Raw genomic sequence first — 23,428 nt, forward strand, 5'->3', positions numbered from 1 at the left:
CATTCAAATTGTAGGGATCATCAGCTCCAAAGGGCGGTTAAAGGCTAATCCCATAGCCGATGCAAAGATAGAAAAAAGATAAAACTATCTGCAGAAAGCTTCAAAATCTTTTTCAAATTGTTTGAAGCCTCCGGTATAAATCTGATCTATCTGTTCGGACACTGTGGACGAATTGTTTTTGTTTTGGAGGGAGCGCACAAAATCATGGAATATCTGCCGGGGAATTTTCTCAATCCAAAAAGTAACAAGTGCATGGGAAAGGATATAGGCATATTGCTCATCGGTTCTTTGTTGCTGCATAAATTCTTTCTGGCGACTGTTGATGAAGGTGAGTAAATCAATGTCCCCTAACATATATATAGTGCGGATTCTTCCTTTTTCGTATTCGGTAAATGTATGTTGGAGTCCTTTTTTATTGGCTTTACAGTGCTCAAAGTATTCAGCAAGTCCCTCGTTAAACCAAATGGGAGGACGCCCTGCTGTAATTTTCAAGGTGAGGTGATGGCTCAGTTCGTGATAGATGATGCCAAGGCCTTGTTGATATTCTTTCTCTCTGCTTAATATAATAGCTTTCTGTAATCTGGGTATATATAAACCGTTTGTGCCTTTGGGGGGATGAATGTTGAATTTATCCAGATAAGTTAGAGCGTCTTCTCTTTTGTTGAACACTGTTAACTTGAGGTTAAGCGTATCAGGAAGTCCGAATTGTGAGTAGAATTCAACTTCATATTGAAGAGTCTGTTCAATCTTCCGGCGTTCTTTGTCAGTAAGCGGGTCGCCTTCATAAGTGATTTGTACGGTCTGTGCATGAAGTAAATCGCAAAAACAGACCCAAAGGAGGATTAGATGAAATACACGCATATTCTTTTCTTTATTTTGAGTATTTCTGTTTCTGAAATTTCTTTTTTTCACGTTTCGTCATTTCAAGCATGATCAGCTCGTCATCTATAGCCGATTTATAGGCAACTTTTTCATCTAGTTTTATATCTCCTTTATCTGTACGGAATACAGGAGTAAAATGAGAGTACGGATAACCTAGAGGACCATTTGAATCGAATTTATTGTTATCTAGAAAAAAGTAGGAGATTGATACTCCAAGTACTCCGGCTATTCCTATTGGTTGCCCAGTCATGATTTCCTCACCCCCTTGGATGAAATTCTGGCTCATCATAAGGTATGCGGCAAAAGTGTGATCGGGGTGGTATATTAATAATTGTTGTGGTAACACTGTTGTACATGCCACTCCTCTGCGGGTGGCATAAATGGTGTCACCTTCTTGAATTTGGAATATCATCGTTTTTGCAGATTCTTGCAAGGCGATTTGCCATTTTGTTTCTTTACCAGCTTTTACGGGAAGTGCGTAAGGAGTGCTGATTTTAAAATCTTTAGGGAATTGTCCGCGAAAGAACATATATCTGCTTGAATTCTTGAAGGGATTATTGGCATTGGAACCTTTCTCTATTCTGAATACCGTGTTTTTCCCTGGATTTAGATTGTATGAACGGTCGTTTTCGCGAAATAGATAATAGCTGCACAGGTCTTCGTTGTAATAGTTTAATTCTGTCCCTCCCTCTGGGGTCTGTTCCCATTTCGATTCAATAATACGGGGAGGCATCTCCATTAATTTTCGTAGGGATTGAGCGGAGGTATAAGTTGTAGATAATATAAAGAGAAACAATATCGTGTATCTAAGATCTTGTATCATAATAATATTAGATTATGTGTTTTTTAAAGTAAGATATTTTGCTTACAAATTTATCAATTATATATTAATATCACTGTATTCTTTGAACTTTTTAGCCTCTATTTTTTATTAGACATGGATTTTTAGGCTATTTCAGTATGATAATATGCTTTGTTATTCCATGTAGATACTATATTTTTTCTGTTGAATGACTTTGCTATTGTGCTTATTAATAGCTCCTTATCTCTTTTGTGATATTCGGAAATACTATATTTTATTTATAATCCGGAGTAATGCTTGTCATTCCTGTCTATCTTTGCCATACGATTATTAACTAACTCATTTATATCATGAAGAACATGAAAATAGGAACTGCAATATGGGTCTGCCTGTTGCTCTCTTTTTTCTTCGGCACATCAGCAAAGGCCGAAAGTATCACTTCTCCTGACGGACAATTAAAACTAAATTTCTCTGTCAACACGCAAGGAGAACCGGTGTATGAACTCTCTTATAAAGGAAAAGAGGTGATTAAACCTTCGAAACTGGGACTGGAATTGAAAAATGATCCCGGACTGATGAACGGATTCACTCTGGCCGATAGTAAAACTTCAGCTTTTGATGAAACATGGGAACCGGTGTGGGGAGAGGTGAAATCAATCCGCAACCATTATAATGAAATGGCTGTTACCCTGAATCAAAAGGCACAAGATCGTAATCTGATTATTTGTTTTCGTCTTTATAATGATGGCTTGGGCTTCCGCTATGAGTTCCCGCAACAAAAGAATCTGAATTACTTCGTTATAAAAGAAGAACATTCGCAGTTTGCTATGGCCGGCGATCATACGGCATTCTGGATTCCTGGCGATTATGATACGCAGGAATATGATTATACCGAATCCAAGCTTTCTGAAATTCGCGGATTGCTGCAGGGCGCAATCACCGGCAATGCTTCTCAAACATCTTTCTCTCCAACGGGGGTACAAACGTCCTTGCAAATGAAGACGGCCGATGGGTTATATATCAATCTGCATGAAGCGGCTTTGGTTGATTATTCTTGTATGCATCTGAACCTTGACGATCAGAATCTGATTTTTGAATCATGGTTGACTCCTGATGCAAAAGGGGATAAAGGTTATATGCAAACACCTTGCCGTTCACCTTGGCGCACGGTGATTGTCAGTGATGATGCTCGTGATATTCTGGCTTCCAAATTGACTTTGAACTTGAATGAGCCTTGTGCCTACGAAGATGTTTCTTGGATTAAGCCGGTGAAATACATCGGTGTGTGGTGGGAAATGATTACCGGAAAAAGTTCATGGTCGTACACGGATGATGTTTATTCTGTGAAACTGGGACAGACGGATTATTCCAAAACAAAACCGAGCGGACGTCATGCGGCCAATAATGACAAAGTGAAGCGTTACATTGACTTTGCTTCCGAACATGGATTCGACCAGATCTTAGTGGAAGGCTGGAATGAAGGCTGGGAAGACTGGTTCGGAAATTCGAAGGATTATGTCTTTGATTTCGTAACTCCGTATCCTGATTTTGACGTGAAGATGCTCAATGCGTATGCAAAGGAAAAAGGAGTGAAGCTGATGATGCATCACGAGACTTCCGCTTCTGTACGTAACTACGAGCGTCATCTTGATAAAGCCTATCAGTTTATGATAGATAACGGATACAATGCTGTGAAGAGCGGGTATGTAGGTAATATTATTCCCCGTGGAGAACATCATTACGGGCAGTGGATGAACAATCATTATTTATATGCGGTGGAAAAAGCGGCCGAATATAAGATCTGTGTAAATGCTCACGAAGCAACCCGCCCGACAGGATTATGTCGCACATATCCGAATCTGATCGGTAATGAATCGGCTCGTGGCACGGAATATGAAGCCTTTGCAGGGAATAAGCCGTTCCATACTACCTTGCTTCCTTTCACTCGTCAGATTGGTGGACCGATGGATTATACACCGGGTATCTTTGATATAAAACTTTCTTTCCTGTCGGGCGACCATAGCTTTGTACGTACTACTTTGGCAAAACAATTGGCACTTTATGTAACGATGTACAGTCCTTTGCAAATGGCAGCCGACCTTCCGGAAAGTTACGAACGTCACATGGATGCATTTCAATTTATCAAGGATGTAGCCGTTGATTGGGATGACAGCAAGTATCTGGAAGCGGAACCGGGAGATTATATTACCGTAGCACGTAAGGCAAAAGGTACTGATAACTGGTTTGTAGGTGGTATCACCGATGAGAATCCCCGTACTTCTGCTTTTACACTTGATTTTCTCGAACCGGGAAAACAATATGTAGCTACTCTCTACGCTGACGGAAAGGAGGCGGATTTTGAAAAGAATCCTACTTCTTACCAGATAAAAAAAGGACTTGTAACAAACAAGAATAAGATGTCTGTGAAGCTGGCACGCAGCGGAGGATTTGCGGTAAGTCTGATTGAAGCAACTCCCGCTGACTTGAAAACGATCAAGAAATGGAAATAAGATTCAGGTAAAAAGATTGTTTACGGATTCCCCGCTTTTTAATAAATATTAGTTGTGCTTCGCAAAGAAAACTAAAACTTTGCGGAGCGCTTTTTTTATAGGATGGATTCTTTTTTGTACTTTTGCGCCATCTTTTTTAAAACATCATCAATAAAGAGAACAACATGGGAGGTTTTTTCGGAACAGTCTCGAAAACTAGTTGCGTGACTGATTTATTCTATGGCACAGATTATAACTCACATCTGGGTACCAAGCGGGGAGGACTCGCAACATATAGTGAGGAAAAAGGTTTTATACGCTCCATTCACAATTTGGAAAGTACTTATTTCCGAACCAAGTTTGAAGGAGAACTCGACAAATTCAAAGGAAACGCCGGAATCGGCATCATTAGCGACACAGACGCACAACCTATCATCATCAATTCTCACCTCGGGCGCTTCGCCATTGTCACAGTCGCTAAAATAGTCAATATCCAGGAATTGGAAGAAGAGCTTCTCAGTCAAAACATGCACTTCGCCGAACTTAGTTCGAGCAACACCAACCAGACGGAACTTATCGCATTGCTTATTATACAAGGTAGAACTTTTGTGGAAGGTATCGAGAATGTGTTTAAGCACATTAAGGGGTCTTGTTCGATGTTGCTTCTGACGGAAGACGGAAGTATCATCGCAGCACGTGACTGGTGGGGACGTACTCCGGTGGTGATTGGAAGGAAAGACGGTGCTTATGCTGCAACAAGCGAATCGTCCAGTTTTCCGAATCTGGATTATGAGATTGAGAAATATTTAGGTCCCGGTGAGATTGTCCGTATGTATGACGATCATGTTGACCAACTTCGCAAGCCCAACGAGGATATGCAGATTTGTTCGTTTTTGTGGGTGTACTACGGGTTCCCGACTTCTTGTTATGAAGGAAAGAATGTAGAGGAAGTGCGTTTCACCAGCGGATTGAAAATGGGACAGACAGATGAATCGGAAGTGGATTGTGCCTGCGGTATTCCTGATTCGGGAGTGGGTATGGCTTTAGGATATGCCGAAGGAAAGGGGGTTCCCTATCATCGTGCTATTTCCAAATATACACCGACATGGCCTCGTAGCTTCACTCCGAGCAATCAGGAGATGCGTTCGCTTGTAGCCAAGATGAAGTTGATTCCAAACCGTGCCATGCTGCAAAATAAACGTTTGTTGTTTTGTGACGATTCAATCGTACGGGGAACTCAATTGCGTGACAATGTGAAGATTCTGTATGATTACGGAGCGAAGGAGGTACACATGCGTATCGCTTGTCCGCCATTGATTTACGCTTGTCCGTTTGTTGGCTTTTCGGCTTCCAAAAATGCATTGGAGTTGATTACCCGTCGCATTATCAAGGAACTGGAAGGGGACGAGAATAAGAACCTGGAGAAATATGCTACTACCGGTTCGCCGGAATACGAAAAAATGGTTAGCATTATTGCCGAGCGTTTCGGTCTCAGTTCATTGAAGTTTAATACGCTGGAAACGCTGATTGAGGCTATCGGATTACCTAAATGTAAGGTTTGTACACATTGCTTTGATGGTAGCAGCCATTTTTAAAGTAGTCAGATAGGATATTTAAGTATCCGGATAAAAGTATACAATAAAAAAGAGCCGTGAATTGCTTTGTAATTCACGGCTCTTTTTTTACCTTTACGGCACTATAAACTATCAATTTGTAAATTGTAATTAGTAACTTGTAATTAAAACAATATGACTTTAGTAGACAGATTTTTAAAGTATGTAAGCTTCGATACACAATCTGATGAATCGACAGGGCTTACTCCAAGTACTCCGAAGCAGATGATTTTTGCTGAATACTTGAAAAAAGAGTTGGAATCTTTGGGATTGGAAGATATTACTTTGGATGAGCATGGATATCTTTTTGCTACACTTCCTGCCAATATAGATAAAGAAGTACCCACTATCGGGTTTATTGCCCATATGGATACAAGTCCTGATATGACGGGTAAGGATGTCACTCCACGCATTGTGGAAAAGTATGACGGTTCGGATATTGTGCTTTGTGCTGAAGAGAAGGTGGTCCTTTCTCCGTCACAATTTCCGGAATTACTGGATCATAAGGGGGAAGACTTGATTGTGACCAATGGAAAGACGTTGCTTGGTGCTGACGATAAAGCCGGGATTGCGGAAATTGTATCTGCAATGGTGTATCTGAAGGAACATCCGGAAATCAAGCACGGAAAAATCCGTATCGGCTTCAATCCGGACGAAGAAATTGGTGAAGGTGCCCATAAATTTGATGTAGAGAAATTCGGTTGCGAATGGGGATATACGATGGATGGAGGTGAAGTAGGGGAGTTAGAATTTGAAAATTTCAATGCTGCCGCTGCTAAAATTACCTTTAAAGGACGTAATGTGCATCCGGGATATGCCAAGAATAAGATGATTAACTCAATCTATCTTGCCAATCAATTTATCACATTGCTACCCTCTCAGGAAAGACCGGAGCATACGACCGGTTACGAAGGATTTTATCATTTAATCGGTATTCAGGGAGATGTGGAGCAAAGCACTGTATCTTATATCATCCGCGATCATGACCGTGCGAAATTTGAGAACCGTAAAAAAGAGATGGAACGTCTGGTTGCTCAAATGAATGCTGAACATGGAGCGGGTACTGCAACTCTCGAATTGCGCGACCAGTATTATAATATGCGTGAGAAGATAGAACCGGTAATGCATATCATCGATACCGCTTTTGCTGCGATGGAAGCTGTGGGTGTGAAACCGAATGTAAAACCGATTCGTGGAGGTACGGATGGTGCGCAGCTTTCCTTTAAGGGATTGCCTTGTCCGAATATCTTTGCCGGTGGGCTGAATTTCCACGGTCGTTACGAATTTGTGCCTATCCAGAATATGGAGAAAGCAATGAAAGTGATTGTGAAAATAGCAGAACTGGTGGCTTCCAAATAAAAAGACGGTAAGCTCCGGTAATACTTAATACCTGATACTTAATACTTAAAACTTAATACTTTAAAATAATGAAAACCACTCCGTTTACAGAGAAACATATAGCACTTGGTGCTAAAATGCACGAGTTTGCAGGTTATAATATGCCTATTGAATATTCCGGTATCATTGATGAACACATAACTGTTTGTCAGGGTGCCGGTGTATTTGATGTATCGCATATGGGAGAATTTTGGGTGAAAGGTCCGCAAGCGTTGGCCTTTCTGCAGAAAATAACATCTAACAATGTGGCGGTACTGACTCCGGGTAAAATACAATATACTTGTTTTCCTAATGAGAATGGAGGTATTGTAGATGATTTGCTGGTTTATCAGTATGAACCGGAAAAATACATGTTGGTGGTGAATGCTTCCAATACGGAAAAAGACTGGAATTGGTGTGTTTCTCATAATACGGAGGGAGCCGAGTTGGAAAATTCGTCGGACAATATAGCTCAACTTGCTATACAGGGTCCGAAGGCTATTTCGGTTCTGCAAAAGTTGACGGATATTGATCTTGCTTCTATTCCTTATTATACATTTAAGGTTGGAACGTTTGCAGGTGAAGAGAATGTGATTATCTCCAATACGGGTTATACCGGTGCGGGAGGTTTCGAACTTTATTTCTATCCGTCTGCGGCTGATTCTATATGGAAGGCTATTTTTGAGGCTGGTGAAGAGTATGGCATTAAACCTATCGGTTTGGGTGCCCGTGATACGCTCCGGTTGGAAATGGGCTTCTGTCTGTATGGCAATGATCTGGATGATACGACTTCTCCGATAGAAGCCGGATTGGGATGGATCACTAAGTTTGTGGAAGGCAAGGATTTTGTCAATCGTCCGATGCTGGAAAAACAGAAAGCGGAAGGTGTTACCCGTAAACTGGTTGGCTTTGAAATGATTGATCGAGGAATTCCCCGTCATGGTTATGAACTGGTGAATGATGAAGGCGGGAAAGTCGGAGTAGTGACCTCCGGTACGATGTCGCCTACCCGTAGGATTGGTATCGGTATGGGATATGTGAAACCGGAATATAGTAAGGTGGGTACGGAAATCTGTATCGATATGCGTGGTCGGAAATTGAAAGCTGTGGTAGTGAAACCACCTTTTAGAAAGTAAAAAATAGGCTTGTTATTGTGTATAGCCCCGGATAAGTTACGACTCTATCCGGGGCTAACTTATTTTATGATGGTTATTACAAAACATATCCGTAAATATGTTGTTTATCCCATAGAAATAATATAATTTTGTCATCAAATACGATAAAATAATGTCTCAATTACCTACTCTTATAGCTGACCTCGCACTTATATTGATTTGTGCCGGTGTTATGACTTTGTTGTTTAAGAAGTTGAAACAACCTCTGGTCTTGGGATATGTAGTTGCCGGATTTCTGGCAAGTCCGCATATGCCGTATACTCCTTCAGTGATGGATACTGCCAATATTAAGACTTGGGCGGATATTGGTGTTATTTTCTTGCTGTTTGCTCTTGGTTTGGAATTTAGTTTTAAGAAGATTGTCAAGGTGGGTGGTTCTGCCATCATTGCTGCCTGTACCATCATCTTTTGTATGATTTTGTTAGGAATAGGAGTCGGCATGGGTTTCGGCTGGCACAGGATGGACAGTCTGTTCTTGGGCGGTATGATTGCGATGTCGTCTACTACTATTATTTATAAAGCTTTTGATGATTTAGGATTAAGGAAGAAGCAGTTTACCGGACTTGTGTTGAGTATCTTGATTTTGGAAGATATTTTGGCCATTGTATTAATGGTGATGCTTTCCACCATGGCGGTGAGCCAACATTTTGAAGGTACCGAGATGTTGGAGAGTATCGGGAAATTATTGTTTTTCCTTATTCTGTGGTTTGTTGTCGGTATCTATCTGATTCCTGAATTCTTGAAACGCTGCCGGAAATTGATGGGAGAGGAGACTCTGCTTATTGTGTCGTTGGCGCTTTGTTTCGGTATGGTAGTGATGGCGGCTCATACAGGATTCTCTGCTGCATTTGGTGCATTTATAATGGGATCTATTCTGGCGGAAACAATCGAGGCGGAATCCATAGACCGGCTGGTGAAACCGGTAAAGGATCTTTTTGGAGCTATCTTTTTCGTATCGGTCGGTATGATGGTGGATCCTGCAATGATTGTAGAATATGCCGTACCTATTATAGTTATTACTTTGGCTGTTATCTTGGGGCAGGCTGTTTTTGGAACATTCGGTGTTATTCTCTCCGGAAAGCCTTTAAAGACAGCTATGCAATGCGGCTTTAGTTTAACGCAGATCGGAGAATTTGCGTTTATTATTGCTTCTTTGGGAGTCTCTTTGCATGTGACGAGTGACTTTCTGTATCCGATAGTGGTAGCGGTTTCTGTGATTACTACTTTCCTGACTCCTTATATGATTCGTTTTGCCGAGCCGGCTTCTACTTTTGTGGATGCTCATCTTCCGGAATCATGGAAAAAAATAATGATGCGTTATTCTTCCGGTTCGCAAACAGCCCTGAATCACGAGAATTTGTGGAAGAAGCTCATCTTGTCAATGGTACGTATAACAGTTGTTTATTCAATTGTCAGTATGTCGATTATTGCACTTTCTTTTCGTTTTGTCGTGCCATTCTTTAAAGAGAATCTGCCTCATTTCTGGGCATCATTGTTGGGAGCGGTATTTATCATTCTGTGTATTGCTCCTTTCTTGCGTGCCATTATGGTGAAGAAAAATCATTCGGTTGAGTTTATGACCTTATGGCATGACAGCCGTGCCAACCGTGCACCGCTGGTATCGACAATCGTGATTCGTATTATGATAGCGGCACTTTTCGTCATCTTTGTTATTTCCGGATTATTTAAGGCGTCTATCGGATTGATTATTGGAGTGGCTGTACTTGTTGTATTGTTGATGGTATGGTCTCGCCGTTTGAAAAAGCAATCGATATTGATTGAACGTCGTTTCTTTCAGAATCTCCGTTCCAGAGATGTACGTGCAGAGTATCTGGGAGAGAAAAAGCCGGAGTATGCCGGTCGTTTGTTGTCGCATGATTTGCATCTTGCCGATATGGAAATTCCGGGTGAATCCAGTTGGGCGGGAAAGACATTGATGGAGCTGAATCTGGGGAAGAAGTTTGGAGTTCATGTTGCTTCTATTCTTCGTGGAAAGAGGAGGATTAATATCCCCGGTGGTTCTGTCCGCCTGTTTCCGATGGATAAGATACAGGTGATAGGTACGGATGAACAATTAAGTGTGTTTAATGAGGCGATGCAAAACGGAGCGAAGATAGACTGGGAGGTTTATGAAAAGAGCGAGATGGCTTTGAAGCAGTTTATCATTGACAGTGATTCTGTTTTTCTGGGTAAAACGATTCGTGAATCGGGTATCCGCGACAAATATCATTGTATGATAGCCGGTGTTGAAAGTGAAGACGGTACACTGATGGTTCCTGATGTAAATGCTCCGCTCGAAGAAGGAGATGTTGTCTGGGTGGTAGGCGAAAAAGAGGATGTGTACCAATTAGTCGATCAAAAAAACGAAAAAGTACAAGCCGGATAAGAATGGAATACCTATTTTTGCAACGATAAAAACTTAAAATAATAATATCATGAAGAGTGATCCGAAAGAATGTCTGTATTGCCAGAACAATGAAACGCTGCATAATCTGATGATTGAGATTGCGGAATTGAGTGTGTCACGTGTGTTTTTGTTTAAGGAACAAACCTACCGTGGACGTTGTCTTGTTTCTTATAAAGACCATGTGAACGATTTGAATGAATTGAGTGATGAAGACCGTAATGCTTTTATGGCAGATGTAGCGCGTGTCACTCGTGCCATGCAAAAAGCTTTCCAGCCGGAAAAGATTAATTATGGTGCTTACTCGGATAAATTGTCTCATTTGCATTTTCATTTGGCACCTAAATATGTGGATGGACCTGATTATGGAGGTATATTCCAAATGAACCCGGGAAAGGTTTATCTGACTGATGCAGAATATCAGGAACTGATTGATGCTGTTAAAGCAAATCTGTAAATGGTATTTTACAATTCACCACAGAGGACACTGAGGACACGGAGGAAATAAAGGGAAAAAGTCTTTTACGAATTATACTCTTAATTACAATTACAGGATACCAGTAGGTATACTTTGATATTCCTCTGTGTCCTCCGTGTCCTCTGTGGTGAACTATTCTTCGAAATCGAAATCAAAGTCAAAATCATCCATAAACTCTGGAGTTGTAAATTCTTCCAGTTCCCGGCGATCTTTTTTGGTCGGGCGTCCGGTTCCACGTGCCCGGTCTACGAACCCGCTGATTTTGCTCATTTCAAGTAATTCATATTGATCGGGCGTCGTTACATTTTCCATCATTTCCGATACAAGTTTGGCTCCTACACGTTTCTCAATCGGTTGTAATACCTTGAATGAGTATGTGATAGGTGGTTTCTTCACTTGAATAACATCACCCGGTTTTATCATACGGGCGGCTTTGACCAGCGAACCGTTGATGGTAATACGTCCTTTTTTGCAGGCTTCTGCTGCAATCGTCCGTGTCTTGAAGATGCGGACAGCCCACATCCATTTATCTATTCTTGCTTCAGCCATTTTAGTTAGTTATTTAGTGATCAGTAATTAGGCGGTTAGTGGACGTTATCATTGATCGCTAACCGTTCATTGCTATTTTTATTTTTATGGAACAGGTTCATTATTTCTTGTTGAACTGGTTCATTGTGATGTCGATACCGGCAAGACAGAAACTTTTGATAATTTCCCCTGCCATCTCCAGTCTTTCATCCATTGTCTTCCAGTCTTCATCAGTGAAGTGACCGAGTACGTAATCGATTTGTCCGCCACGTGGAAAATCACTCCCGATTCCAAAACGCAGACGCGCATAGTTTTGAGTGCCCAGAGTGGCGGCAATATGCTTCAATCCGTTATGGCCTGCATCACTTCCTTTTCCTTTTAGACGTAACGTTCCGAAAGGAAGAGCCAGATCATCTACTACGATCAGCACATTTTCCAGTGGAATATTTTCTTTCTGCATCCAATAGCGAACGGCCAATCCACTCAGGTTCATAAAAGTCGATGGCTTGAGCAGGATCAACTGACGTCCTTTGATAGAAAAGCTGGTGGTGAATCCATAGCGCCCATCCATAAAAGGAGGAGCATTGTTGACTCTGGCCAATGCTTCTACTGTCATGAATCCGATATTATGTCGGGTTTCATGATACTCGGGACCAATGTTTCCCAGTCCGACAACTAAATATTTTATCATCGTTTTTCCGTAAAACAGTTCATTAATATAGAAAGAGAAACGCAGATTAATACAAATTAATGCAGACTGAACATCTGCTTTAATCTGCATTAATCTGCGTTTGAAGTATATCTCTTTACAGGGATAATCTCAAATTACTTGCCAGCGGCTGCTGCTGCACCTCTTGCTGCACGAGTCAACTTAACTGCACATACAACGGCTTCTTTAGCACTAATCAGTTCAAGACCTTCGAAGCTCAATTCGCCAACTTTAACAGTCTTACCCAATCCCAGGTGAGAAACGTTAACGATCAGTTTCTCAGGAATAACATTGTACAAAGCTTTCACTTTGATCTTACGCATCTGCAGTGCAAGTTTACCACCGGCTTTCACACCTTCTGCAAGACCTTCCAACTGTACAGGTACTTCCATTACGATAGGTTTAGCTTCGTCAATCTGATAGAAGTCAACGTGCAGGATAGTATCTTTTACCGGATGGAACTGAATATCTTTCAGGATAGCGTTTACTTTTTTGCCATCGATAACCAGGTCTACAACGTAGATGTGCGGAGTATAAACCAAGTTACGAAGTCCTTCGTTAGTCACTGTGAAGTGAACTACTTCATTACCTCCGTAAAGTACACAAGGTACACCACCGTTTTTACGAATTTCTTTCAAAGCTCTAGCTTGTTCAGAAGAGCGTTCTGCAATTGTTCTTGCAGTTCCTTTTACTTCAATTGATTTCATTTCTTTAAAAATTTGTGTTACTCTAAATTAAGTTAGTTTGCTTAATTCACCATCACACGATGTGGATTATCACACGATGTTGCAAAAAAGCGGTGCAAAAGTACGTCTTTTTTTTGAAATATCAAAGAGTTACTTTCTTAAAAGTCAATATCGATCTTAATTTCGCTCTCTAACTTGTTTTCCCGGGCTTCTTCGATTGCTTTCTGTTCACTTTCTTCATCAGCTTCGGTGTTCAGGCGGGCGATGTATTCGTTCACATCACTGCACTCGATGAAATTGACTGCTTCTTCGAGTCCTGCCATAAACTTCTGAAAGTCCTCCCTATATAGGAAGATTTTGTGTTTTTCGAAACTAACCTGAGAATCGTCACCTTCTCCCGTTATCACTTTTTTACTCTCTGTAATAGCCAGGAACATTTCATCTTTACGATTCTTCTTTACGTCAAGGTAATAGATGCGTTTACCTGCTTTAATGGACTTGGAGAATACAATCTCCTTATCATTCATGTCTGCGCTCATTTTCTTTTTTAAATCTTCCATATCTTTCGGTCCGTTTATAATCGGCTTCAAAATTGGATATTTTTTTTAAACTGTCAAAAGAAAAAGCGCAGAGAATCAAATACTGCATTAAAAAATGTGATTTATTAGTGGAAACTCATTAAAAATATCTACTTTTGCAGTTCGATAACAACAGTATTAATTTGAATTATGATCAACAGAGTTCTTATTCGTCTTAAGATTATACAAATAGTATATGCCTATTATCAAAATGGCAGCAAAAATCTAGACTCAGCGGAGAAAGAGTTATTCTTTAGTCTTTCAAAGGCGTATGACCTTTATAATTATTTGCTAATGCTGATGATAGCATTAACAGAGTATGCACAAAAACGTATTGATGCGGCAAAAGCTAAATTGGCACCTACGAAAGAAGAGTTGTACCCCAACAAGAAATTCGTGGATAACAAATTTATTGCTCAATTGGAAGTCAATAAGCAATTGGTAGAGTTTATAGCCAATCAAAAAAGAACCTGGGCAAACGACCAGGACTTCATCAAGGAACTTTATGAGAAAATTGTAGAAACCGATATCTATAAAGATTATATGGCTTCTGACGATCACTCATACGAGGCCGATCGTGAATTGTGGAGAAAACTCTATAAAACATACATCTTTAATAATGATTCTCTCGATCAGGTATTGGAAGATCAGAGTCTGTATTGGAATGATGACAAAGAAATTGTAGATACATTCGTCCTGAAAACAATCAAACGTTTTGATGAAAAGAAGGGTGCCAACCAGGAACTGCTTCCGGAATTTAAGGATGACGAAGACCAAGAGTTTGCACGTCGTTTGTTCCGTCGTACTATTTTGAATTCCGACTATTACCGTCATTTGGTTAGTGAGAATACGAAAAACTGGGATCTGGACCGTATTGCATTTATGGACGTTATCATTATGCAGACTGCATTAGCAGAAATTCTTAGTTTCCCGAACATTCCGGTCAGTGTTTCGTTAAATGAATATGTAGAGATAGCGAAGTTGTATAGCACAGCTAAAAGCGGTAGCTTTATCAACGGTACGCTGGATGGAATAGTTAATCAATTAAAAAAAGAAGGTAAGTTGACTAAAAACTGATACCTTTGTCCATATAGTAGAAACTAAAACAGATTATTTATGAACGTATTGACTGTATTATTGCAAGCTCCTGCCGGTGCTGCCGGAGGTGGAAGTATGATGTGGATCATGCTGATAGCTATGTTTGTTATCATGTATTTCTTTATGATCCGTCCTCAGAATAAGAAGCAAAAAGAAATAGCAAATTTCCGTAAATCTCTTCAGGTAAATCAGAATGTGATTACTGCAGGTGGTATCCACGGAACAATCAAGGAAATTACTGACGATTATATAGTACTTGAAATTGCTTCTAATGTAAGGATTAAAATAGACAAGAATTCTATTTTCGCTGATGCTTCAGCTGCTAGCAATCAATCTAAATAATAGTTGATAAATAAGTGCCTATGTTTGATCGTAGGAAAATAGAATATACATATTTAAAACTATCAAAGAAAATTAAGGATTTTCTGCTCAGTGATAAGAGCAGAGAGTTCTTAATTTTTTTATTTTTCTTCCTGATAGCCGGTGGATTTTGGCTGCTTCAGACTCTGAATAGTGACTATGAAGCGGAGTTCTCCATTCCGGTACGAATGAAAGATGTTCCCAATAATGTAGTGCTGACTTCAGAACCACCTTCCGAACTTCGAGTCAGAGTGAAAGATAAAGGTACGGTGCTTCTCAATTATATGCTGGGGAAAAGTTTTTTTCCGGTAAATCTAGGTTTTCTTGATTATAAAGGAAAAGATAATCATGTGAAGATTTACGCATCTGATTTTGAGAAAAAGATATTGAGCCAATTGAATGTGTCCTCTAAAATACTTTCAATCAAGCCGGATACATTAGAGTATATTTATTCTGAAGGAAAGTCAAAGTTAGTATCTGTCCGCTTTCAGGGGAAAGTGACAGCCGGACTTCAATATTATGTATCAGATACGATTTGCAATCCGGACTCTGTATTGGTTTATGCTCCGGAAGGAATTCTGGATACTATCACCACCGCATATACTCAAAAGATAAATCTGGAGAATATTTCAGATACAACCCGGCGACGAATTCCGCTGAATTCAGAAAGAGGGGTGAAGTTTGTTCCGGCTTCGGTAGAAATGACCTTTCCGGTAGATATTTATACGGAGAAAACAGTAGAGGTGCCATTGCACGGAGTTAACTTCCCGGCCGATAAGGCATTGCGTACCTTCCCTTCCAAAGTTCAGATTACTTTTCAGGTGGGGTTGAAGCGGTTTCGCAGCATAAAAGCAAGCGATTTTATCATCAATATTTCTTACGAAGAGTTGTTGAAGCTCGGTTCTGATAAATATACGGTTAAATTGAAGTCCTTTCCGAGCGGAATCAATCAAATCCGTATTGTTCCTGAGCAAGTAGACTTCTTGATAGAACAAATTACTTCTAATGTCGATTAAGATTGGTATAACCGGTGGTATCGGTAGCGGAAAGAGTGTAGTTTCCAGGCTATTTGGAATAATGGGAATTCCTGTTTATATTTCAGATGTAGAAGCAAAACGTATCACGCAGACAGACCCGGTGATTTGCCGGGAACTTTGTGCGCTGGTCGGCCAGAATGTGTTTCAAAATGGTGTGTTGAATCGTTCTTTGCTGGCATCCTATATGTTCGGTCATCCGGATCGTGTGCAGAAAGTGAATGAAATTATTCATCCACAGGTGAAGGAAGATTTTCGTCGGTGGACTGCCCGGTTCGGGGGTGAACAATTGGTCGGTATGGAGTCTGCCATACTTGTGGAAGCCGGTTTCAGGAATGAAGTTGATTTTCTGGTTATGGTGTATGCGCCGTTGGAAGTGAGACTGGAGCGCGCCATAAAGCGGGATTGTTCATCGAGAGAACAGGTAATGAAGCGTATTGAAGCACAAATGAGTGATGAAGTTAAGAGAAGTCATGCTGATTTCGTGATAGTCAATGATGATGAAACAGCGTTAATTCCGCAGGTTTTGGAGCTTATTTCTTTGCTATCTAAAAATAATCATTACCTTTGCTCCGCAAAAAAATAATTAATAAATAAAAGGATATATACTATGTTGAAGACTATCTTGTCTATCTCAGGTAAACCGGGATTATACAAACTTATTTCGCAAGGAAAAAATATGTTGATTGTTGAATCAGTCAATGCTGAGAAGAAACGTTTCCCCGCTTATGGTAATGAAAAAATTATTTCTTTGGCCGATATAGCAATGTACACGGACGATGCAGAAGTTCCTTTGTATGATGTGCTGGAATCTATAAAAGAGAAAGAAAAATCAGCGCAGGCTTCTATCGATCCGAAAAAGGCTACACCTGAACAATTGCGTGAATACTTGGCTGAGGTATTACCTAACTTTGATCGTGAACGCGTATATGTAGCCGATATCAAGAAATTGGTAGCCTGGTATAACATCTTGATTTCTAATGGAATTACAGAATTCAAACCGAAAGGCGAAGTTAAGGAAGAAGTGACTGCAGAATAATTTGTATCGTTTATTTAAACGAAATAAAAACATGATAATCATTTGAGGTGGTTATCATGTTTTTTTTGTATAAATGCTTGTGAATTCGGAAAATATTAGTATTATTTGGGTTATCTTTTACTATAATAAATATCTTCTACTTATATTGTAAATAATGATGCTTTTTATGTATCTTTGTCGCTGTTCACTATTCTTGAGAATGATAGGTAAATATTGGGTATGGAGACAATAACAAATAAAGAAGTAAACGTCCATTTGGACAATGAAAAAGGGACATTATGCCTGACGCGTTTGTTGGCAGGTACAATGGTATTCCTTTACGATTCACAGGGAGAGCTAAAAAGGCAAACATAAATTTGCTTTGCCTTCATTGACTATGGAAATCCCTCAACAGGGTACCTATGTTTTGGTAATGAGTCATCCGAACTGCCAACCGGAAGTCCGGAGGTTTACATATTCAGGGATATAAATAATGCCGGTATGCTTAATAAGAAGCATACCGGCATTCTATTTAAATGGAAACTCTTAATTTCTGAATACCAATCCGTCTCCACCAGCGTCAACGGTAATTGCTTTGCTGCGGTCGACTTCCTGGGAAAGTAACTTTTTGGATAAATCGTTCAACAGATAACGTTGAATAGCTCTCTTTACCGGACGAGCTCCAAATTCAGGATCATATCCCACTTGAGATAAGAAGTTCAATGCTCCTTCCGTGAGTTTTAGTTCCACTCCGTTTTCGGCAAGCATTTTCTGTACTCCCTTGATTTGTAAGAGTACGATCTGCTTGATTTCCTTTTCGTTCAATGGTAAGAACATGATCGTTTCATCAATACGGTTCAGGAATTCCGGGCGAATCGTCTTTTTCAACATATTCATGACTTCCTTCTTCGTTTCTTCAATCACTTCTTCCTTATTGGAACCGTGCAACTTTTCCATCTGACTTTGTATATAAGAACTACCCATATTCGAAGTCATGATGATGATGGTATTCTTGAAGTTGACTACCCTTCCTTTATTGTCAGTCAGTCGTCCGTCATCCAATACCTGTAACAGGATATTGAAAACATCCGGATGGGCTTTTTCTATTTCGTCAAACAGGACAACAGAGTAAGGTTTCCGACGTATAGCTTCTGTCAGCTGACCGCCTTCATCATATCCTACGTATCCCGGAGGCGCTCCGACTAAACGGGAAACACTATGCTTTTCCTGATACTCGCTCATGTCGATACGAGTCATCATCGTTTCGTCATCGAACAGGAATTCCGCCAATGCCTTCGCCAGTTCGGTCTTACCTACACCGGTGGTTCCGAGGAAAATGAACGAGCCAATCGGACGTTTCGGATCCTGTAATCCGGCACGACTACGGCGCACGGCATCTGCCACGGCTTCAATCGCTTCATCCTGACCGATTACACGTTGATGAAGTTCTTCTTCCAGGTGCAATAGTTTGTCTTTCTCACTTTGTAGCATCTTGCTGACAGGAATACCTGTCCAACGGGAAACAACATCGGCAATGTCCTCCGCATCTACCTCTTCCTTAATCATGGCCTTATCGCCTTGCATATCACGTAGCTGCTTTTGAGTATCTTCTATCTCTTTGTCCAAAGCCTGAAGTTTACCGTAACGGATTTCGGCTACTTTACCATAGTCACCTTCACGTTCTGCTTTTTCTGCTTCAAATTTAAGATTCTCTATTTCAACCTTATTCTGCTGGATTTTATCCATCAGTGTTTTTTCACTCTGCCATTTGGCTTTAAAGGACTTTTCCTGTTCTTTAAGTTCGGCAAGCTCCTTACCGATGATTTCCAGTTTCGGTTTATCGTTTTCACGTTTGATAGCTTCCCGTTCGATTTCCAACTGCTTGATTTTGCGGGAGATTTCATCCAGTTCTTCAGGAACAGAATCTACCTCCATACGCAGTTTAGCTGCGGCTTCATCCATCAGGTCAATGGCTTTGTCCGGCAGGAAACGGTCGGTGATATAACGGCTGCTCAATTCGACGGCTGCAATGATTGCATCATCTTTGATACGTACATGGTGATGGTTCTCGTAACGCTCTTTCAGTCCACGAAGGATAGAAATGGTACTCAAGTTGTCCGGTTCATCCACTTGTACGATTTGGAAACGACGCTCCAAAGCTTTGTCCTTTTCGAAGTATTTTTGATATTCGTCGAGGGTTGTTGCTCCGATGGAACGTAATTCTCCACGAGCTAAGGCAGGTTTTAGAATGTTTGCGGCATCCATGGCGCCCTCACCCTTGCCGGCTCCTACCAGTGTATGAATCTCATCAATGAACAGAATAATATCACCTTCTGATTTCTTCACTTCATTGACAACTGATTTCAGCCGTTCTTCAAACTCACCTTTATACTTTGCACCGGCAACCAGTGCCCCCATATCCAGTGAATAGACCTGTTTGTTTTTCAGGTTTTCAGGTACATCTCCTCGAAGAATACGATGTGCCAAGCCTTCTACGATCGCTGTCTTACCAGTTCCCGGTTCACCGATTAGAATCGGGTTGTTTTTTGTACGGCGGCTCAATATCTGGAGTACCCGGCGGATTTCTTCATCACGTCCGATTACAGGATCCAGTTTTCCGCTACGGGCAGCTTCATTCAGGTTGATAGCGTACTTTTCCAATGATTGATAAGTGTCTTCACTGGATTGTGACGTTACTTTTTCTCCTTTCCTCAACTCGCTGATGGCATTGCGTAATTCTTTTTCCGTCATACCGGCATCTTTCAAGATAGTGGAGACGGTACTTTTTACAGTCAGCAATGCCAGTATGATATGTTCTAATGAAACAAACTCATCGCCCATTTCTTTAGAATACTGCGTTGCTTTCTGCAATACTTCGTTGGATTCACGACTTAGATACGGTTCTCCGCCGGATACTTTGGGCAGGGAGTCGATTTGTTTATCGACAACGAGAGCTACCTGCTGTCCGTTCATGCCAAGTTTCTGGAAGATGAAGTTAGTGACATTTTCACCTACCTTCATTACTCCCTGCATGATGTGGACAGGTTCAATGGCTTGTTGCCCCCGGCTTTGTACGAGGTTCACGGCCTCCTGTACCGCTTCTTGAGATTTGATGGTAAAATTGTTAAAGTTCATATCTTTGTTCTCCTTTCTTATTTCACGTTTTAATAACACCTAAGAGGGCGCAAAAGATTTGCCAAGTATAAAAATATGACAAAATAGCATGAGTATTAAGGAGTTAAAGGACAAAATGACCTTTTTTATCCGGGAGTAACTGACGAATTTGCTATCAAATATCATTTGCTACATGATACGCTTGTTTGTGTAATCTTGGCCTGTGATGAAAGAAAATAAATATTGAAAAGTGGATAAATAAAAGTATTGTAGTATCTTTATCCGCTGTAATAATATAGATGGTATATGAGTGATAAGCCCCAAATAAAACTTGCTGAAACAGTGGTGTTGATTGACGCTGCTTTTTTGAATTTTGTAATAACGGATATAAAAGGATATTTTGAAGAAACTTTGCATCGTTCTTTACAAGAGATAGACCTTTCGATGTTGACTACCTATATAACCTTGGATGCAGGGATTACAGAAGGGAAGAACGAGGTACAATTTCTTTTTGTGTATGATAAAGAATCCAGTCGATTGCAATATTGCCAACCTTCCGATTTGCAGGAAGAATTGAATGGAGTTGCGTTTCAGAGTCCTTATGGTGAATATTCTTTTGCTAGCGTTCCGTCGGAAGGAATGGTGTCAAGAGAAGATTTGTTTTTGGATTTACTCTCTATCGTTTCCGATTCGGCAGACGTGAAAAGGATGATCGTTATTTCTTTCAATGAGGAGTATGGAAAGAAAGTGACTGATGCTTTGCATGAAGTGAAAGGCAAAGAGGTCATTCAATTCCGTATGAATGAGCCGGAACTTCCGGTGGATTATAAATGGGATATGCTGGCTTTCCCTGTCATGCAGGCGTTGGGGATAAAAGCGGAAGAATTGCAATAACTATTGTGTTTTTATTCTTTCTGTAATTCATTATTCGTCATTGATTTCTTAACTGTTAATCATAATTGCCGTGTCCGATTTTCGTTTAAAAGTATTTCAGAGCGTAGCGAAGAATCTAAGCTTTACGAAGGCTTCGCAAGAATTGTTTGTCAGCCAACCTGCTATCACCAAACATATTCAGGAACTGGAGACTTACTATCAAGCTCGTTTGTTCGACCGTCAAGGGAGCAAAATCTCACTGACTAAGGCCGGAGAATTGCTGCTGAAACATAGCGAGAAAATCCTGGACGATTATAAACAGTTGGAATATGAGATGCATCTGTTGCATAATGAATATATCGGTGAACTGAAATTGGGAGCCAGTACTACGATTGCACAATATGTACTTCCTCCTTTGTTGGCGAACTTTATAGCCAAGTTTCCGCAAATTAATCTTTCTTTGATTAATGGAAATTCCCGTGGAGTGGAAGCTGCCTTGCAAGAGCATCGGATTGATTTGGGACTGGTCGAAGGGATCTTCCGCCTACCTAATCTGAAATATACTCCATTTTTGCAAGATGAACTGGTTGCCGTGGTGCATACACAGAGTAAGTTAGCTGTCTCGGATGAGATTACTCCGGAAGATTTGCTGAATATTCCTTTGGTTTTGCGGGAGAGGGGTTCCGGTACATTAGATGTATTTGAACGTGCCTTATTGCAACATAATCTCAAACTTTCTTCTTTAAATGTATTGATGTATCTTGGTAGTACAGAGAGTATCAAACTTTTTTTGGAACATACAGACTGTATGGGAATTGTTTCTATCCGTTCGGTGCATAAAGAGCTTGTAGCTGGTAATCTCCGTGTAGTCGAAATAAAAGGAATGCCGATGCTGCGCGAATTTAACTTTGTACAACTGCAAGGGCAGGAGGGAGGATTGTCACAGGTATTTATGCGTTTCGCCGGACATCATAGTAAAAGCCTGTAAGTTTGTCTTTTTCTCTCGTGCAGGCTTAGGGTCTCCAGAATCAGAAAAATGATTTTCATTTCTCATATTCTCATAATCACTATATAATAATTTTATAACCAGTTGATTACCGAATGAGAAACGTTTTGAGAAAGCCTATTTCTCATAGTTTCTTTAGTGAAATAGGCCTCAAAACAGTTATTTCTCATCTATTTCCGGGGTATTTCTCATACTGTTATTCACTTTGTTCAGCTATTTTTTTCTTTATATATACCCTGTGTGCTCCTCTTCCAGTGATTTCTATTCCAGAATCCGGTTGATGGCCCCACTGTCTTAGTTCGTTGGTTGCTGCTGTTTGCAACAATCCTGTTAGTTTGCGGTATTCCCAAACAGTCAGGAAGGGATGTTCGTCCAGATACTTTAAAGCTAATGCCAGTCGTTGTTCCGGTGTGAATTTTTTAGAGGAGCGTTGTTTTTTCCAGGGTGCTCTTTCCAGTTGGCATCTTTCGCTGATATTTCTCACCATTTCTCGGTCTACCCGAAAGTTTACACCTCCTATAAAGATACTTTGTGCGTTGCGATGAGTTCCACCTTCTTCCGGATCTTCCCGCTCCTTGTCTCTGCCTAAGGTAAGAGAGGGAGTAAACGTTCCTATTCCGTCTATTTTTACTGAACGTCCTTCTGCCATCAGATGCGCCATTTCAATCGCGGTTTGAAGTAGTACGCCTTCTATGTCTCCTGCACTGAATCCACTGACGTCACCAACTCGTTGCGCTAACTCTTTTATGCTTGCATTATCTATCCGCGCAAATTTAGGATAAGTAATTCTTTTGCCTGTTTTCTGAAGATCGGGCATCTCCTCTATGATATATCTTGCCATATCATCTATTGTTTAAAGTGTTAATAGATAAGTTCTTTTGTATTAGAGGCAAACTTCCTTTCTTCTAATAGTAAAGTTCTTGTTGATTAATTATAAACTATAAATGCAACTTTTGTTTTTATAATTGAAGCTTGCATTTATAAAAACAAAGCTTTCATTTTTATAATCAAAGCTTGCATTTATAGTTTGTTCCTATGCAAAGATAAGTTTTCTATTTGACAAAAAGAAGTTTATCCTTAATAAAGAAGAAGTTTTCTATTAATAGTTTGAGAGGGAATGAAGATGATTAACGAGAAAGGATATAGCGGGATTTTATGCTTAATATATTATTTCCTAAAAAGTGGATGCAATGTTTCTGTTAGT

The 23,428-nt window shown here is 40.4% G+C and carries 21 protein-coding genes, 1 pseudogene and 1 riboswitch; of the genes and pseudogenes, 14 read left to right on the forward strand and 8 right to left on the reverse strand.

Going from position 1 to position 23,428, the window contains the following annotated elements; all coding sequences use genetic code 11:
- Positions 1-4: 4 nt before the first annotated feature.
- Positions 5-67, reverse strand: a riboswitch (Fluoride riboswitch).
- A gap of 17 nt (positions 68-84) precedes the next feature.
- Together NXV01_RS11945 and NXV01_RS11950 are read right to left on the reverse strand one after the other, a co-directional pair.
- Positions 85-861 carry a DUF1570 domain-containing protein gene (locus tag NXV01_RS11945; RefSeq protein ID WP_234133333.1) on the reverse strand — a complete coding sequence of 259 codons (777 nt, stop codon included), beginning with the start codon at positions 859-861 and terminating at the stop codon, positions 85-87.
- A 10-nt stretch (positions 862-871) separates the two neighbouring features.
- Positions 872-1,705, reverse strand: a complete 834-nt coding sequence (locus tag NXV01_RS11950; RefSeq protein WP_148364529.1) for a M23 family peptidase — start codon at positions 1,703-1,705, stop codon at positions 872-874.
- 329 nt (positions 1,706-2,034) lie between these two features.
- Here NXV01_RS11950 and NXV01_RS11955 point away from each other — a divergent pair, with 329 nt between their 5' ends.
- The 6 genes from NXV01_RS11955 (at position 2,035) to NXV01_RS11980 (ending at position 11,199) form a co-directional block, all read left to right on the forward strand.
- A complete protein-coding gene (locus tag NXV01_RS11955; RefSeq protein WP_259022526.1) occupies positions 2,035-4,194 on the forward strand; it encodes a glycoside hydrolase family 97 protein in 2,160 nt (719 codons plus the stop codon).
- A gap of 164 nt (positions 4,195-4,358) precedes the next feature.
- Entirely contained in the window at positions 4,359-5,768 is a 1,410-nt protein-coding gene (locus tag NXV01_RS11960) for an amidophosphoribosyltransferase (RefSeq protein WP_148364531.1), read from the forward strand.
- A 153-nt stretch (positions 5,769-5,921) separates the two neighbouring features.
- Entirely contained in the window at positions 5,922-7,145 is a 1,224-nt protein-coding gene (gene pepT, locus NXV01_RS11965; RefSeq protein WP_148364532.1) for a peptidase T, read from the forward strand.
- A 68-nt stretch (positions 7,146-7,213) separates the two neighbouring features.
- Positions 7,214-8,299: a glycine cleavage system aminomethyltransferase GcvT gene (gene gcvT / locus NXV01_RS11970; RefSeq protein WP_259022527.1), complete on the forward strand. Its 1,086-nt coding sequence runs from the start codon at positions 7,214-7,216 to the stop codon at positions 8,297-8,299.
- Positions 8,300-8,450: 151 nt separating this feature from the next.
- The gene (locus tag NXV01_RS11975) at positions 8,451-10,724 is read left to right on the forward strand and encodes a cation:proton antiporter (protein ID WP_008644441.1); all 2,274 of its coding nucleotides are present in this window, start codon (positions 8,451-8,453) and stop codon (positions 10,722-10,724) included.
- Positions 10,725-10,773: 49 nt separating this feature from the next.
- Positions 10,774-11,199 carry an HIT family protein gene (locus NXV01_RS11980; protein WP_074635632.1) on the forward strand — a complete coding sequence of 142 codons (426 nt, stop codon included), beginning with the start codon at positions 10,774-10,776 and terminating at the stop codon, positions 11,197-11,199.
- Between the two features lie 153 nt (positions 11,200-11,352).
- Here NXV01_RS11980 and NXV01_RS11985 read toward each other — a convergent pair whose 3' ends face one another.
- From NXV01_RS11985 to NXV01_RS12000, 4 genes are all read right to left on the reverse strand, one after another.
- Entirely contained in the window at positions 11,353-11,769 is a 417-nt protein-coding gene (locus NXV01_RS11985) for an RNA-binding S4 domain-containing protein (RefSeq protein ID WP_004302058.1), read from the reverse strand.
- Between the two features lie 100 nt (positions 11,770-11,869).
- Positions 11,870-12,436 carry an aminoacyl-tRNA hydrolase gene (gene pth, locus NXV01_RS11990; protein ID WP_148364583.1) on the reverse strand — a complete coding sequence of 189 codons (567 nt, stop codon included), beginning with the start codon at positions 12,434-12,436 and terminating at the stop codon, positions 11,870-11,872.
- A gap of 137 nt (positions 12,437-12,573) precedes the next feature.
- Positions 12,574-13,164 carry a 50S ribosomal protein L25/general stress protein Ctc gene (locus NXV01_RS11995; protein WP_004302060.1) on the reverse strand — a complete coding sequence of 197 codons (591 nt, stop codon included), beginning with the start codon at positions 13,162-13,164 and terminating at the stop codon, positions 12,574-12,576.
- Between the two features lie 137 nt (positions 13,165-13,301).
- Entirely contained in the window at positions 13,302-13,703 is a 402-nt protein-coding gene (locus tag NXV01_RS12000) for a PUR family DNA/RNA-binding protein (RefSeq protein ID WP_074557094.1), read from the reverse strand.
- Between the two features lie 168 nt (positions 13,704-13,871).
- On the opposite strand from NXV01_RS12000, the gene nusB reads away from it, so the two are divergent.
- From nusB to NXV01_RS25890, 6 genes and pseudogenes are all read left to right on the forward strand, one after another.
- A complete protein-coding gene (nusB, locus tag NXV01_RS12005; RefSeq protein WP_009000694.1) occupies positions 13,872-14,798 on the forward strand; it encodes a transcription antitermination factor NusB in 927 nt (308 codons plus the stop codon).
- Positions 14,799-14,837: 39 nt separating this feature from the next.
- Complete coding sequence (gene yajC / locus NXV01_RS12010; RefSeq protein WP_074635624.1) at positions 14,838-15,161, forward strand: preprotein translocase subunit YajC; 324 nt, start codon at positions 14,838-14,840, stop codon at positions 15,159-15,161.
- Positions 15,162-15,181: 20 nt separating this feature from the next.
- The gene (locus NXV01_RS12015; protein WP_259022529.1) at positions 15,182-16,195 is read left to right on the forward strand and encodes a YbbR-like domain-containing protein; all 1,014 of its coding nucleotides are present in this window, start codon (positions 15,182-15,184) and stop codon (positions 16,193-16,195) included.
- On the forward strand, positions 16,185-16,799 hold the full coding sequence (gene coaE / locus NXV01_RS12020) for a dephospho-CoA kinase (RefSeq protein WP_259022531.1): 615 nt from the start codon (positions 16,185-16,187) through the stop codon (positions 16,797-16,799). Before NXV01_RS12015 ends, coaE begins: the two co-directional genes overlap by 11 nt.
- A 24-nt stretch (positions 16,800-16,823) precedes the next feature.
- Entirely contained in the window at positions 16,824-17,252 is a 429-nt protein-coding gene (locus NXV01_RS12025; protein WP_217723373.1) for a DUF5606 domain-containing protein, read from the forward strand.
- Between the two features lie 219 nt (positions 17,253-17,471).
- Positions 17,472-17,721 (forward strand): annotated as a pseudogene (locus NXV01_RS25890) (hypothetical protein).
- 56 nt (positions 17,722-17,777) lie between these two features.
- Here NXV01_RS25890 and clpB read toward each other — a convergent pair.
- Positions 17,778-20,366 carry an ATP-dependent chaperone ClpB gene (gene clpB / locus NXV01_RS12035; RefSeq protein WP_259022537.1) on the reverse strand — a complete coding sequence of 863 codons (2,589 nt, stop codon included), beginning with the start codon at positions 20,364-20,366 and terminating at the stop codon, positions 17,778-17,780.
- A 285-nt stretch (positions 20,367-20,651) separates the two neighbouring features.
- Here clpB and NXV01_RS12040 point away from each other — a divergent pair, with 285 nt between their 5' ends.
- Both NXV01_RS12040 and NXV01_RS12045 read left to right on the forward strand, forming a co-directional pair.
- Positions 20,652-21,239, forward strand: coding sequence for a DUF6621 family protein (locus NXV01_RS12040; protein ID WP_004305640.1), 588 nt, complete (start codon positions 20,652-20,654; stop codon positions 21,237-21,239).
- Between the two features lie 70 nt (positions 21,240-21,309).
- Positions 21,310-22,206, forward strand: a complete 897-nt coding sequence (locus NXV01_RS12045) for a LysR family transcriptional regulator (RefSeq protein ID WP_008651317.1) — start codon at positions 21,310-21,312, stop codon at positions 22,204-22,206.
- 214 nt (positions 22,207-22,420) lie between these two features.
- Here the strand turns inward: NXV01_RS12045 and NXV01_RS12050 are convergent, their stop codons facing one another.
- The gene (locus NXV01_RS12050) at positions 22,421-23,065 is read right to left on the reverse strand and encodes an HU family DNA-binding protein (protein ID WP_008651318.1); all 645 of its coding nucleotides are present in this window, start codon (positions 23,063-23,065) and stop codon (positions 22,421-22,423) included.
- Positions 23,066-23,428 lie beyond the last annotated feature (363 nt).

Source organism: Bacteroides sp. BFG-606 (assembly GCF_024788145.1).
GTDB lineage: Bacteria > Bacteroidota > Bacteroidia > Bacteroidales > Bacteroidaceae > Bacteroides > Bacteroides vicugnae.